Annotated in this window: 12 protein-coding genes and 1 tRNA gene; 8 read left to right on the plus strand and 5 right to left on the minus strand. The window is 61.5% G+C overall.

Features of this window, described 5'->3' with window-relative positions; translation table 11 throughout:
- Nucleotides 1-2: 2 nt before the first annotated feature.
- The 3 genes from HHL08_RS08455 to HHL08_RS08465 form a co-directional block, all read right to left on the minus strand.
- Nucleotides 3-1,031 carry a FecR family protein gene (locus HHL08_RS08455; RefSeq protein WP_169572362.1) on the minus strand — a complete coding sequence of 343 codons (1,029 nt, stop codon included), beginning with the start codon at nucleotides 1,029-1,031 and terminating at the stop codon, nucleotides 3-5.
- Entirely contained in the window at nucleotides 949-1,554 is a 606-nt protein-coding gene (locus HHL08_RS08460; protein WP_169572364.1) for a sigma-70 family RNA polymerase sigma factor, read from the minus strand. Before HHL08_RS08460 ends, HHL08_RS08455 begins: the two co-directional genes overlap by 83 nt.
- A 223-nt stretch (nucleotides 1,555-1,777) precedes the next feature.
- Nucleotides 1,778-1,975 carry a hypothetical protein gene (locus tag HHL08_RS08465; protein ID WP_169572366.1) on the minus strand — a complete coding sequence of 66 codons (198 nt, stop codon included), beginning with the start codon at nucleotides 1,973-1,975 and terminating at the stop codon, nucleotides 1,778-1,780.
- 125 nt (nucleotides 1,976-2,100) lie between these two features.
- Between HHL08_RS08465 and HHL08_RS08470 the strand changes: the two genes are divergently transcribed.
- From HHL08_RS08470 to HHL08_RS08495, 6 genes are all read left to right on the plus strand, one after another.
- Nucleotides 2,101-2,185: transfer RNA gene (locus tag HHL08_RS08470), tRNA-Leu, on the plus strand.
- A 59-nt stretch (nucleotides 2,186-2,244) separates the two neighbouring features.
- On the plus strand, nucleotides 2,245-3,843 hold the full coding sequence (tig, locus tag HHL08_RS08475; protein WP_169572369.1) for a trigger factor: 1,599 nt from the start codon (nucleotides 2,245-2,247) through the stop codon (nucleotides 3,841-3,843).
- A gap of 150 nt (nucleotides 3,844-3,993) precedes the next feature.
- Nucleotides 3,994-4,983, plus strand: coding sequence for a glycosyltransferase family 2 protein (locus HHL08_RS08480; protein WP_169572371.1), 990 nt, complete (start codon nucleotides 3,994-3,996; stop codon nucleotides 4,981-4,983).
- A gap of 89 nt (nucleotides 4,984-5,072) precedes the next feature.
- Nucleotides 5,073-5,708 (plus strand): ATP-dependent Clp endopeptidase proteolytic subunit ClpP, encoded by a 636-nt coding sequence (gene clpP, locus HHL08_RS08485; protein ID WP_169572373.1) that lies wholly within the window; start codon nucleotides 5,073-5,075, stop codon nucleotides 5,706-5,708.
- Between the two features lie 140 nt (nucleotides 5,709-5,848).
- Nucleotides 5,849-7,117, plus strand: a complete 1,269-nt coding sequence (gene clpX / locus HHL08_RS08490; protein ID WP_169572375.1) for an ATP-dependent Clp protease ATP-binding subunit ClpX — start codon at nucleotides 5,849-5,851, stop codon at nucleotides 7,115-7,117.
- Nucleotides 7,118-7,489: 372 nt separating this feature from the next.
- Entirely contained in the window at nucleotides 7,490-10,075 is a 2,586-nt protein-coding gene (locus HHL08_RS08495) for a TonB-dependent receptor (RefSeq protein WP_169572376.1), read from the plus strand.
- Between the two features lie 126 nt (nucleotides 10,076-10,201).
- On the opposite strand, the gene mtgA is transcribed toward HHL08_RS08495, so the two are convergent.
- Both mtgA and HHL08_RS08505 read right to left on the minus strand, forming a co-directional pair.
- Nucleotides 10,202-10,897 carry a monofunctional biosynthetic peptidoglycan transglycosylase gene (mtgA, locus tag HHL08_RS08500; RefSeq protein WP_169572378.1) on the minus strand — a complete coding sequence of 232 codons (696 nt, stop codon included), beginning with the start codon at nucleotides 10,895-10,897 and terminating at the stop codon, nucleotides 10,202-10,204.
- Between the two features lie 33 nt (nucleotides 10,898-10,930).
- Nucleotides 10,931-12,223 carry an MFS transporter gene (locus HHL08_RS08505; RefSeq protein ID WP_169572380.1) on the minus strand — a complete coding sequence of 431 codons (1,293 nt, stop codon included), beginning with the start codon at nucleotides 12,221-12,223 and terminating at the stop codon, nucleotides 10,931-10,933.
- An 87-nt stretch (nucleotides 12,224-12,310) separates the two neighbouring features.
- Between HHL08_RS08505 and HHL08_RS08510 the strand changes: the two genes are divergently transcribed.
- Nucleotides 12,311-12,874, plus strand: a complete 564-nt coding sequence (locus HHL08_RS08510) for a TetR/AcrR family transcriptional regulator (RefSeq protein WP_169572382.1) — start codon at nucleotides 12,311-12,313, stop codon at nucleotides 12,872-12,874.
- The gene (locus tag HHL08_RS08515; protein WP_169572384.1) at nucleotides 12,871-13,350 is read left to right on the plus strand and encodes a GNAT family N-acetyltransferase; all 480 of its coding nucleotides are present in this window, start codon (nucleotides 12,871-12,873) and stop codon (nucleotides 13,348-13,350) included. The genes HHL08_RS08510 and HHL08_RS08515 overlap by 4 nt, the downstream gene beginning before the upstream one ends.
- Nucleotides 13,351-13,354: the final 4 nt, after the last annotated feature.

A 13,354-nucleotide genomic window follows, 5' to 3' on the forward strand; every position in this document is an offset into this window, starting at 1 on the left:
GTTTAGAGGGTCGCGCTATTGTCCCCTGGCACCGGGTCTTCGTCGCGGTAGAGCAGCATCACCGATCCGTCTTCGCCATGGACAGCGCGGATAGGCAGGCTCAGTTGCAATGCCGACAAAAATTCCCGGCTATCGCTGGTGCGGAAGCGTCCGCCGATCCGCAACGACGACACGCGGGTATCGCCGATCAGGATGGGCGCGGCGCGGTAGCGGTTAAACTCGCCCGCTGCCTGCTCGACCGTCTCACCGTCCAGTTCAACCATCTGTTCGCGCCAGGCTGTGCGCTGGTCGATCAGCTTGGGAGCAAGTCTGGTCAGCGCAACATTGCGCGGCTGGATCACCGCGCCGCTGCCGGCCGCGACCTTTTGCGCCGCCCCGCCGCCCGAATGGACGGTGACCGTCCCCTGCGTCACCGTCAGTTCGACGATGGACGGGCGCATTCGCACGTTGAAGGCGGTGCCGACCGCGCGGATCATGGCGGACCGGGCCTCGACATCGAACGGGCGCTTGCTGTCGTGGGCGACGTCGAAGGATGCCTCACCCTTGACGATGCGGACTTTGCGACCGTTCGACGTGAAGCGCACCTCGGCTTCGCTGTCGCTGTTGAGGTGCAGGATGGACCCGTCGTCCAGCGCGATGTCACGATATTCACCGATGCCGGTCTGGTAGCGGTCGATCCCGCTGAAGGTCCGCACCGTGACGATCGCGGCTACCAGGAAGAAGAGAACCGCGACGGCGGCGGCGATCATGATGTTGCGCGACAGGCGGCGCTGCTGCTCTTCGCTGACGATTTCGGCAAGCGGGGGCAGGCTGATGTCGGCGGCGGCGCTTTTCAGCCGCTCGGCCGCTTCCCACGCGGCTTCGGCGCGGGCGAAGGCTAAGCCATGGCGAGGGTCGCTTTCGACCCAGGCGCATATCTCGGATTCGTCTTCAGATGTGGGGGCGCTGTTAAGCCTGGCCAGCAGGCGCGCGGCTTCCGCTTCGATCGCGTCCCTGTTCCCGCAGCTTGAACTTGGTTCCGACGCCTGCACGCTCGAAGTCCGTTTCTTCCCGTTCCGCCCAGGCCCGCATAACTATCGCGATGGCTTTGGCCAGATGTTTTTCAACAGTAGAAACGGACAGGGACATCTCCTCCGCTATTTCCAGCATCGATTTTTCGTGAATGCGGCGAAGAATGAAGACGCGGCGGCATTGGGTGGGCAACGACTCGACGATTGCCTCGACCTGGCGCAGCGCTTCGCGGGCATGCAACTGGGCTTCGATATTATTCTCGCCGCCTAGCAGTTCCAGATCGGCGATGGTTTCGAAGCTGACCACCTTGTTACGACGAGCGGTGTCGATGACGAGGTTGCGGGCAATGGTGAACAGATAGGCGCGGCCCGTCGTCACATTCTCCCAATTTTCCGTGGCATAGGCGCGGGTCATGACCTCTGCGACCATATCCTCCAGTTCATGGGTGGATGGCAATATCCGGCGCAAGCGACCGCGAAGCGCGGCTTCCTGCGGCAGGATCACCGTCTTGAACCATTCCAGTTTAGCGCGAACCCGTTGCACGACGACCCCCTGTTATTTCAGCCGGGCCTCTCCGCTTTTCTTTTCTATGTCATATTTCAATCATGGATGCAGGGGCCTGTCCAGACGCGGGATGGTCATAATCGAGGCGATCGACCAAAAAAGTTCCAGCTATCGTAAAAATATTGTGGATATGTGGCGGCAATCGCACAGTTGTTTCGTACGGGCTGCCCGCGGCCTCAATCGTGCACCCCAATCGCCACGCTTAATCAGGTGGCGGGGGAAGCTCTACCGGCGCGCTGTCGGGTTGGTCATAATCAGGGCCGACCGGCGTGATTTCGTCCGGCTCGGTCATAGGCGTCTCATCGGGGGTGTTGGGTGCGGGCATCTCGTCGGGCGATTGCGGCTGAATGGTATCGGGCGGGGGAACCCCATCGGGTCCGGTGTCAGGGCGGCTGGCCATCGCTGTCTCTCCTATGTAACGTATGACCTCTACGTTCGGGCGGCATGGGCGGTTCCGCACAGGCGCTCCACTATCCCTTGCCTCTTATCGCGCTTTTCTCTATGCCGCGCCGACCGGCGACCGATGCGGGCGTGGCGAAACTGGTAGACGCGCCAGATTTAGGTTCTGGTATCGCAAGATGTGGGGGTTCGAGTCCCTTCGCCCGCACCAGTATGCCGACCGCGGCAGCGCCACCGAAATTCAGCTGAAGAAAGCGTTTGAGAGAAGAGATGCAGACTGTCGAGACGTTGAACGAGGGCCTTAAGCGCGCCTACACCGTAACCATCACGTCGAAGGATATCGACGCCCGTGTCGACAAGGAAGTGAAGGCGATGGCACCGCAAGTGCGCATGCCTGGCTTCCGCGTCGGCAAGGTGCCTGCGAACCTCGTCAAAAAGATGCACGGTGAATCGCTGCAGCGTGACGCCCTCAACAATTCGATTCAGGAAAGCATCCAGAAGCTGATCGCCGATCAGAAGCTGCGTCCTGCCATGCAACCGTCGGTGGAACTCGATGAAGGCTTCGAATTTGGCAAGGATGCCGAAATCAAGGTTGCGCTCGAAGTGCTGCCCGACATCGCCGCGCCCAACGTCGAAGGTCTGAAGCTGGAGCGCCTGACCGTCGAAGTCGCCGACGCACAGGTCGATGAGGCCGCCGGCCGCATCGCGACGCAGCAGGGCGCGCTGGAAGAACATGACGCGGATCATGCCGCCGGGGAAGGCGACACGCTGAAGATCGATTTCGTCGGCAAGGTCGACGGCGAACCTTTCGAAGGCGGTTCGGCCGAGGGCATCAATCTCAAGATCGGCGCGGGCCAGTTCATCCCTGGCTTCGAAGAGCAGCTGACCGGCGTCAAGAAGGGTGAGGAGAAGACCATCGAGGTCACCTTCCCGGAGGATTATGGCGCCGAGCATCTGGCCGGCAAGGCCGCGACCTTCGACATCACCGTTCAGTCTATCCTGAACGGCGACAAGCCGAAGGTTGACGAAGAATTTGCCAAGTCGCTGGGCCTGGAAGGTCTCGACAAGCTCAAGGAGCTGCTCAAGGGGCAGATCGAGCAGGAACATAACGGCCTCACCCGCACGCACATGAAGCGCAAGCTGCTCGATCAGCTGGCCGCTGCCCATGATTTCGACGTGCCGCCGAGCATGGTGGAAGCCGAGTTCGAGCAGATCTGGCAGCAGCTTCAGCATGAAGCGACCCATGAGGAAGATCCGGCCGCCGCGATCGCCGAAATGGAAGCTGAAAAGGAAGACTATCGCGCGATCGCCGTGCGCCGCGTCCGCCTGGGCCTGCTCCTCTCGGAAATCGGTCAGGCCAATGGCGTTATCGTCAACGACCAGGAAATGAACCGCCTGATCATGCAGGCCGCGCAGCAATATGGTCCGCAGGACCGTGAGCGCTTCGTGCAATATGTCCGCCAGGACCCGATGGCCGCAGCCCAGCTGCGCGCGCCTCTTTATGAGGACAAGGTCGTCGACTTCCTGTTCGACAAGGCAGAAGTCACCGACCGCGCAGTGACCAAGGAAGAGCTGGAAGCGGCTATCGAAGCCGAGGACGGTGACATCAAGCCTCACGTCCATGGCCCGGACTGCGGTCACGACCATCATGACGAAAAGCCCAAGGCCAAGAAGGCTGCCAAGAAGGTAGAGGCTGACGCCGAAGCCTCAGCCGCCGACGAAGCGCCGGCCGCCGAGGAAGCACCCAAGAAGGCCGCGCCCAAGAAGGCCGCCGCCAAGAAGGACGAAGCCGTCGCCGACGAAGCGACCGCTGAAGAGAAGCCCAAGAAAAAGGCTGCTCCCAAGAAGGCCGCCGCCAAGGCCGAATAAGCCTGTCGATCCGATAGAATGAGCGCCCGCCTTCCCTGTGAAGTGCGGGCGCTTTTCATTTCGGGGCCGGCATGGCAGATGAAATATTAAGGATGATGTCCGATGCAGGCGGCATAGGGCAGCCAGGGTGGAACGGGGCAAGTCGCGACGATGAAGGAATATCCGCCAGTGAATGTCGCTGTGAATAGCGAAACGGCCATGGCGACTCCGCGTGTCGCTGTGATCCTGCCCTGCTATAATGAAGCCGGCGCGATCGTGCAGACGGTGGAGGATTTCCGCCGCATATTGCCCGCCGCCGATATCTACGTCTTCGACAATAATAGTAGCGACGGTAGCCGCGACCTTGCGGCTCGGGCAGGGGCGATCGTCCGCCGCGTCGGCCAGCAGGGCAAGGGCCATGTCGTCCGCCGCATGTTCGCCGATGTCGATGCGGACATCTATATCATGGCCGATGGCGACGCGACCTATGAGGCGGCCGCCGCCCCGGCGATGATTGCCGCCATGCTGGAGGATAATCTCGACATGGTGGTCGGTTGCCGCCGCGAAGAGGCGGACGCCGCCTACCGCCGCGGGCATCGCTTCGGCAACTGGGCGCTTACCAGCCTCCTGAAGCAACTGTTCGGCCGCAGCTTCACCGACATCCTGTCGGGTTACCGCGTCTTCTCCCGCCGTTTCGTGAAGAGCTTCCCGGTCCTGTCGGCTGGTTTCGAGATCGAGACGGAGATCAGCGTCCACGCGCTCGAACTCGCCATGCCGGTCGCCGAAGTGATGACCGCCTATGGTGCCCGTCCAGAAGGATCGGTCAGCAAGCTCAGCACCTATCGCGACGGGTTCCGTATCCTGCGCACCATCATCACCCTTTACCGCATCGAGCGGCCGGTCCTCTTCTTCGGCATCATCGCGGCCTTCCTGGCGGCGCTGGGCCTCGGCCTTGCCGCGCCGCTGATCGTCACCTATCTCGACACTGGCCTCGTCCCGCGGTTCCCGACCGCGATCCTGGTGACCGGCCTGATGATCCTGGCGACCCTGTCGGTGATGTGCGGCCTCATCCTCGACACAGTGGTCCGCGGCCGGCGGGAGGTGCGACGCCTCGCCTATCTCGCCTTCCGCGCGCCGTCCGACTTCGCCCGTCGCGACTGAAGCCGCACGCCAAGCGCCTTCCCCCTTGAACCATTCGCCTTTTGTGCCGATGTAGGGGTTGGGCAAAAGCACCTGACTGAAAGAGTATAATGACCAACATCATGCATGATCCCATGGCCGCGCTGGTCCCCATCGTCATCGAACAGTCGAACCGCGGCGAACGCAGCTTTGACATTTTTTCGCGGCTTCTGCGGGAACGGATCATCTTCGTCACCGGCCAGGTCGAGGATCATATGGCCTCGCTGATCGTCGCCCAGCTCCTGTTCCTCGAATCGGAAAATCCGAAAAAGGACATCTGGATGTATATCAACTCGCCCGGCGGCGTCGTTACGGCGGGCATGGCGATCCATGACACGATGCAATATATCCGGCCCCAGGTCGGCACCGTCTGCATCGGCCAGGCCGCATCGATGGGCAGCTTCCTGCTGGCCGCCGGCGAACCGGGCAAGCGCATCGCACTCGGCAATGCGCGCATCATGGTGCATCAGCCGTCCGGCGGCGCGCAGGGCATGGCGTCGGATATCGAGATACAGGCAAAGGAAATCCTGCGGATTCGCCGTCGCCTGAACGATCTCTATGTCAAATATACCGGGAAGAGCCTGGAGGCGGTCGAAAAGGCGATGGATCGCGACACTTTCCTCGAAGCGGATGAGGCCAAGGCCTTCGGTCTGGTCGACGCTGTGTTCGATCGCCGCCCCGCCGCGCCGGAATCTGCCGACGCTTAAAGACTATCTTTACCGGGTCGCGCCACTTTCTTCCCTTGTGGAACCAGCGCGCCCCGGTCTAATATGGCCTTTGGACCAGAAAATCCCTCACCGAACGCGGTTCTGGTGACTGTAGACCGGGGGGGAAGAGAGAATGGCGAATGACTAAGCTTACCGGTTCGGATTCGAAAAGCACGCTTTACTGCTCCTTCTGCGGCAAGTCCCAGCATGAGGTGCGTAAGCTGATCGCGGGGCCGACCGTGTTCATCTGCGACGAGTGCGTGGAATTGTGCAACGACATCATCCGTGAGGAGACCAAGGGCGGTCTTGTCGGGCGGAAGGATGGCGGCGTGCCGACTCCGCAGGAAATCTGCGATGTGCTCGACGATTATGTGATTGGCCAGAAGCGCGCCAAGCGCGTGCTCTCGGTCGCGGTCCACAATCACTACAAACGCCTCAACCACGGCTCCAGGCCGGGTGAGGTCGAACTGGCCAAGTCGAACATCCTGCTCGTCGGCCCGACCGGCTGCGGCAAGACGTTGCTCGCGCAGACGCTGGCCAAGACGTTCGACGTGCCTTTCACCATGGCCGACGCGACTACGCTGACCGAGGCCGGCTATGTTGGTGAGGATGTGGAGAACATCATCCTCAAGCTGCTCCAGGCGTCGGATTACAACGTCGAAAAGGCGCAGCGCGGGATCGTCTACATCGACGAGATCGACAAGATCAGCCGCAAGGCCGAAAACCCGTCCATCACCCGCGACGTGTCGGGGGAGGGCGTGCAGCAGGCGCTGCTCAAGCTGATGGAAGGCACCACCGCCTCCGTACCGCCGCAGGGCGGCCGCAAGCATCCGCAGCAGGAGTTTTTGCAGGTCGACACGACGAACATTTTGTTCATCTGCGGCGGCGCGTTCGCGGGCCTGGAAAAGATCATCGGTGACCGTCTGGAAGCCAAGTCGATCGGGTTCGGTGCCTATGTCGCCGCGCCCGAAGAGCGCAAGACCGGCGAACTGCTCAAGTCCAGCGAGCCGGAAGATCTGCTCAAATTCGGCCTGATCCCCGAATTTGTCGGTCGTCTGCCCGTCATCGCGACGCTGGAGGATCTGGACGTCTCGGCCTTGGTCAAGATTCTGGGCGAACCCAAGAACGCGCTGGTCAAGCAATATGGCAAGCTGTTCGACATGGAAAATGTCGACCTGAGCTTCACCGACGACGCATTGGTCGCTATCGCGAAGAAGGCGATCGAACGCAAGACCGGCGCGCGCGGCCTGCGTTCCATCATGGAGGCGATCCTGCTCGACACCATGTTCGACCTGCCCTCAATGGAGGGCGTCGGCGAAGTGGTGGTCGACAAGGATGTCGTGGCCGGCACCAAGGAACCGATTCGCGTGTTCAGCGAGAAGGAAAAGCGGGCCGAAGACGCAGCCTGATCCACCGCTACATTTGACCCATTTTTAAGGGGCCGGCGCGCAATCGCCGGCCCTTTTTCGTTACGCTTGCGTGCGCCGCACAAAAATTCTTGCTGCGTTGCAAAATTGCACCACCGTCAAACTATTGCGTCCGAACCGTATCTTGTCATTAAATTTCAATAATTTACGGACAGAGGCGGGGTGCCCTCAAGCGTGAGCCGACGGGGCAGGGGGGGATTGTGACAGTCCTGCGGGTGCATTGTAACATAAATGCAATCGACGCATCACAGGGCGGTCGTCAGCAGCCGCCAAAAAGCGGTGCTGGCTTGAAACAGCAAGACAGGTTTTTGGGGGCGCGGCCATGCGCTACTCTTGAAAAGGGACAAGGGTCATATGAAGCAATTTTTGATGGGCAGCGCCGCGATACTCGCCGTCGCCATCCCCACTGCAGCGTTTGCGCAGTCGACCGGTTCGATCGATTTCGAAGACACCATCGTCGTCACTGGCGGCAAGGTCGATCAGGGCATGGGCGGCATCGTCTTGCCCGACACGACCAAGGCCAAGGGTGTCCTGACCCAGGAAATCATCGCGAAGCAGGGTTCGGGCAACACCATCCTGAACGCGATCAACCTCATTCCTGGCGTGTCGTTTCAAAACAACGATCCATACGGTTCGTCGGGTGGTCAGCTCAACATTCGCGGCTTCGGTCCCGATCGCGTTTCGCTCACGTTCGACGGCATGCCGCTCAACGACACCGGCAACTACGCCATCTATTCCAACCAGCAACTCGATCCCGAACTGATTTCGGAAGTCAATGTTAACCTGGGTTCGACCGACGTTGACAGCCCCACCGCGGCGGCGTCGGGTGGCACGGTAAACTATCGCTCGATCGAAGGGTCGGACGATTTCAAGGTGACGATGGCGGGCGCTGGCGGCGAATATAATTTCTTCCGTCTGTTCGGCTTGGTCGAAACCGGCGTATTCACGCCCTGGGGCACGAAGGCCTGGTTCTCGGCCAGCACCACGCGAAACGACAACGTCTATAATAATTTCGGTGCGATCGATAAGCAGCAGTATAACGGAAAAATCTATCAGCCGATCGGCAGCAACGGCGATTTCATATCGATCGCAGGCCACTGGAACGCCAACCGCAGCAACTTCTTCGGTTCGTTGCCGCTTCGAGTCGATACCGACCAGGGTCGCGTTGTGGGATCGGCGGCCGGCAACCGATACCCGATCAACAAAGACGAGCGCTTCTACAACATCGCGCCTTGCACACGACCGGTCGGTGTAGGTGGCACCGCTCAGGCGGCCGGTACGTGCGGCACGCTGTTTGATTATCGCTTCAACCCGTCGAACACCGGCAACATCCGCATCAACTCGAAATTCTCGCTCAACGACAAGCTGACCCTGACGATCGATCCGTCTTATCAATATGTGAAGGCAAACGGCGGCGGCACGGTGGCCGGCAATGAAGCGGCGCGCGATATCAACCCCACGGGCGGTGCTGCCAACTGTGCTACAGCTGCCAATGGCGCAGCAGTATCCTGTACCCCCGGTTTCTTCGGCGGTGCCGCCTACTTCGGCCGCGACCTCAATGGCGATGGCGATCTGCTTGATATCGTCAACGTCCTGTCGCCCAGCCAGACCACGACCGATCGCTTCGCAGTGATCAGTTCGCTGCGGTACGACATCGATGACAACAACCGCATTCGCATCGCCTACACCTTCGACCATGGCCGTCACCGCCAAACCGGCGAAGTCGGCTTGCTCAGCCCTTCCGGCCAGACCGTCGATGTGTTTCCCGTAGATGCACCGCAGCTTGCTGCCAACGGCACCGTCCTGCAAAAGCGTGACCGCCTGTCCTACGCCATCTTGAACCAGGTTTCGGGCGAATATGTCGGCAAGTTCTTTGACAGCGCCCTGACTGTTCAGGCCGGTATCCGCGCGCCGTTCTTCAAACGCGAACTGACCAACAACTGCTTCACCAGCAGTGCTGGTGGCTTCGTCGAATGCTTTGGCACCGGTGCCACCATCCCGGCCAACGTGTCGACCCTGAACCCGACATGGGCCGTTCCGCAGAAGCGCACTTTCAAATATGACAAGATCCTGCCGAGTGTCGGCCTGAGCTACAAGGTCACCCCTGAAGCGAGCGTTTTTTGGAACTATTCCAAGGGGCTTCAGGTGCCTGGCACCGATCCGCTTTACAACAGCTTCTTCTTCGCGGAGGGCGTTGAAGGTTCGGTGCCTGAACCGGAAACCAGCGACAGCTTCGACCTTGGTGGCCGTTATACGACAGGCAAGTTCCAGGCTCAGGGCACCTTCTGGTATACCGCTTACAAGAACCGCCTGGCCTCGTCGTTCGATCCTGAACTCAACGTCAGCGTCTATCGTAACCTGGGCGATGTGAAGAAATACGGCTTTGATGGCAGCATATCCTACCAGCCTGTCGACTTCTTCAACATCTACGTCTTCGGTTCCTACCTGAAGTCGGAGATTCAGGACGATATCGCCATCGGCGCTCTGCCCAACGGCACGACCGTGTTCGCCCCGACCGCCGGCAAGCGTGAAAGCGGCGCGCCTGTCTACATGCTCGGCACGCGTGGCGAACTGAATATCGAAGGCGTCACCATCGGCGTTCAGGCCAAGCGGACCGGCAAGCGCTATGTCTACGACAACAACTTGCCGACCTTCCGCAACGCAGTTGGCGCATTGGCCCCGGTCCAGATTTACGGCGCGGCGGCTCCTGCCTACACGCTGGTCGATCTCGACGCGCGCTTCTCGCTGGAGAAGTTCGGTGCTGAAGGCGTCTGGGTACAGCTCAATGTCAGCAACCTGTTCGACAAATTCTATGTTGGCGGTTTCGGCGGCGGTCTGAACCAGACGGTCAACTACACGACTGGTGTTTATGGCAACCCCGGCTTCATCCAGCTGGGTTCGCCCCGCGCGGTTTCGGGTTCGGTGCACGTCAGCTTCTGATCCTTCCAGAACAGCCAAAATAGAAAGGGCGCGGAGCAATCCGCGCCCTTTTTTTGTTGGAGACAAATTGGACATCGGCACCTAGCGCCAACTTTCGCACGTCACACGCAAGAAGTTCGAGATTTTTCACCGCAAACAACTATCCAACCCATCCCGCTGCACCACGCCGATCCGCGCCGCGATCGTATTGCCATAGCGGCGGGTAAAGCCGCTGGGCGCCACCGCCGCGCGCTTCTTGGGCAGCGGTAGCACCGCGGCGATGCGCCCGGCCTCCGCCTTGCTCAACCTGCTCGCGCCATGGTGGAAATAGCGGATCGCGCCGGCCTGCACCCCATAGGTGCCGATCCCCGTCTCCGCGACGTTCAGATAGACTTCCATGATCCGCTGCTTGCCCCACATCGCCTCGATCAGCACGGTGAACCAGGCCTCCAGCCCCTTGCGCACGAAGCCGCCGCCCTGCCACAGGAACACATTCTTGGCGGTCTGCTGGCTGATGGTCGATCCGCCGCGGATGCGGCCGCCGCTGGCATTATGGATCGCCGCCTTGGCGATCGCGTCCACGTCGAAGCCGTGATGGCTACAGAACTTCCCATCTTCCCCCGCAATCGCCGCCCGCGCCATGTCCGGGTCTATATCGTCCAGCGACGTCCAGTCCTTCGTGATACCATTGGGATCGAACAGCATCGTCAGCGTCACCGGCGGCGGCACGAAGCGGTAAATCGCCACCATCAGCAGCGACAGGGCGATGAAGCCGAACAGGATCTTGATCGGGATCATGATCCAGCGGGAACGGCGGCGGTGCGATGCGATGGGTGCGGTCATGCCGCCTGTCGTAGCGCGGTCCGCTTGCCCGGTTCAAGCGGTCGCGAACGTCTCCCGCCTCTGATCGCGATTGATGAGGAGCACCAGGCCCGCACCGATCAGGCAGAGGATGCCAGCGCCGATGAACGCCGGCATGTAGCTCAGCCACACGGTCCGGGCGAGTCCGCCACCCAGCGCCGCACTGGCCGCGCCCAGCTGATGCCCGGCGAATATCCAGCCAAAAACGATATTCGCCCGCTCCGCCCCGAAACGCTGCGCCGTCAGCTTCACCGTCGGCGGCACGGTGGCTACCCAGTCCAGGCCATAGAAAATCGCAAAGATGGACAGGCTGTAGAGCGAAAAATCGCTGAACGGCAGGTAGAGCAGCGACAGCCCACGCAACCCATAATACCAGAAGAGGAGCCAGCGATTGTCGAACCGGTCGGACATCCAACCCGACGCCAGCGTGCCCCCGAAATCGAACAATCCCATCATCGCCAGCATCGACGCCGCGCCGACCGCGGCCAGCCCATAATCGCCGCACAGTGCGATGAAATGGGTCTGCACCAGCCCATTGGTGCTCGCCCCGCAAATATAGAAGGAAAAGAAGAGAATCCAGAACGTCGGCACCTTTGCCGCGTCCCGCAGCACGATCAGCGGCATCATCAGCAACGCGCCGAAGCTGGCGGGCTGAGCGACGGCAGGCTGGATATCCGTCTCGCCATAGGGTGCCAGGCTCAGATCGGCAGGTCGATCGCGCATCAGTAGCAGCACGACTACCGCCGCCACGACGATCGCCCCGCACACCAGCAGCAATGCCGCCCGCCAGCCATGACTGTCGGTCAGGCCCGCGAGCAGCGGCAGGAAGGCGAGTTGCCCGGTCGCCGTGCTGGCTGACAACAGCCCCATGACCAGGCCGCGCCGCTGCCCGAACCAGCGCGTCGCGACCGTCGCGCCCAGCACCATCGCGGTCAGCCCGGTCCCGATGCCGATGACCACGCCCCACAGCAGCATCAACTGCCACAACTGCGTCATGCCCAGCGACAACAGCATCCCGCCGATGACGATGGATAGCGAAATCAACATCATGCGCCGCACACCGAAACGGTTCATGAAGGCGGCGGCGAACGGCCCCATACCGCCAAACAGCAGGAACCGTATCGCGAGCGCCCCGCTGATATCCGCCGCGCTCCAGCCGAACTCCTTTTGCAACGGCACGATCAGAACGCCAGGCGCCCCGACCGCGCCGGCCACGACCAACATGGTGAGGAATGTCGTACCGGCCACCGCCCAGCCATAATGGATATTCCGCGCGGCCAAGTGGCGCGCAAACAGGGTCGACAGCATAAACGCCCCTTCTGGGTCATGATCGGACTGGCGTTAAATGATGGACATCATATATAAGGTCAAGGGGCCAGTTGGAGGAAGCAGGATATGAAGGTCAGCCGCGATCAGGCTGCGCGCAATCGGGAGAAGGTGGTCGATGCCGCATCACGCCTGTTTCGTGCGCGTGGGGTAGAAGGGGTCGGCATTGGGGAGGTGATGCGCGAATGCGGCCTTACCCATGGCGGTTTCTACAATCAGTTCGACTCGAAAGAGGCGCTGGCGGCCGAAGCCTGCGCCGCGTCGCTGGCGACCAGTGCCGAGCGGTGGCGGGCTGTGGCGGAGGCGGCCGGGGAGGGCGATGCGCCTGCTGCGATCGCCGATAATTATCTCAGTCCCCGCAATCGCGACGCGCCGGAAACCGGCTGCGCTCTCATCGCCCTTGCGCCGGACGCGGCGCGGCGCGGCGGCGATCTGGCGGACGCCTTCCGCCACGGATTTGAGGAACTGGCCACCATCTTGGAGCAGTCGGGGCCTGACGTGAACAGGCAGGACGCCCTAGCGCGCATGGCGCAAATGGTCGGGGCCATGGTGCTGGCCCGCGGGGTGGGCGACCTAGCGCTGTCGGACGAGATACTGGCCGCGACCCGCCAGGCTCTTGGGCTCCCCGCATGAGTGCCTGGCGCCCAATGCGCCCGGCCGACATCCCGGCGGTGGCGGCGATCTCTGACACTGTGCACGGCACCTATACCGAACACGCCGACATCTACGCCGAACGCCTGCAACTTTACCCGGCCGGATGCTGGATGCTGGAGCGTGCCGAGGAAGCGCTGGGCTATCTGGTCAGCCACCCTTGGCAGGGCGACCAGCCGCCTGCGCTCAATGTCCCCATCCTCGCCATCCTTGCGACGGTGGATCGCTATTATCTCCACGACCTGGCGCTATTGCCACGGGCGCGCGGCACCGGCGCGGCGGCGGATGCGGTGCAGTTGGTCATCGATCAGGCGGATACCGCGGGCTTCGCGCGCATCACGCTGACCGCCGTCAACGGTGCCGACGCCTTCTGGCGGAAACATGGCTTCCTATCTGTGAATAAAGGAGCCGGCTATGGAGAGGGCAGCATCGCCATGGAACGGACGATCTCCCGATAAATGC

This window comes from Sphingobium psychrophilum (genome assembly GCF_012927105.1).
Taxonomy (GTDB): domain Bacteria; phylum Pseudomonadota; class Alphaproteobacteria; order Sphingomonadales; family Sphingomonadaceae; genus Sphingobium; species Sphingobium psychrophilum.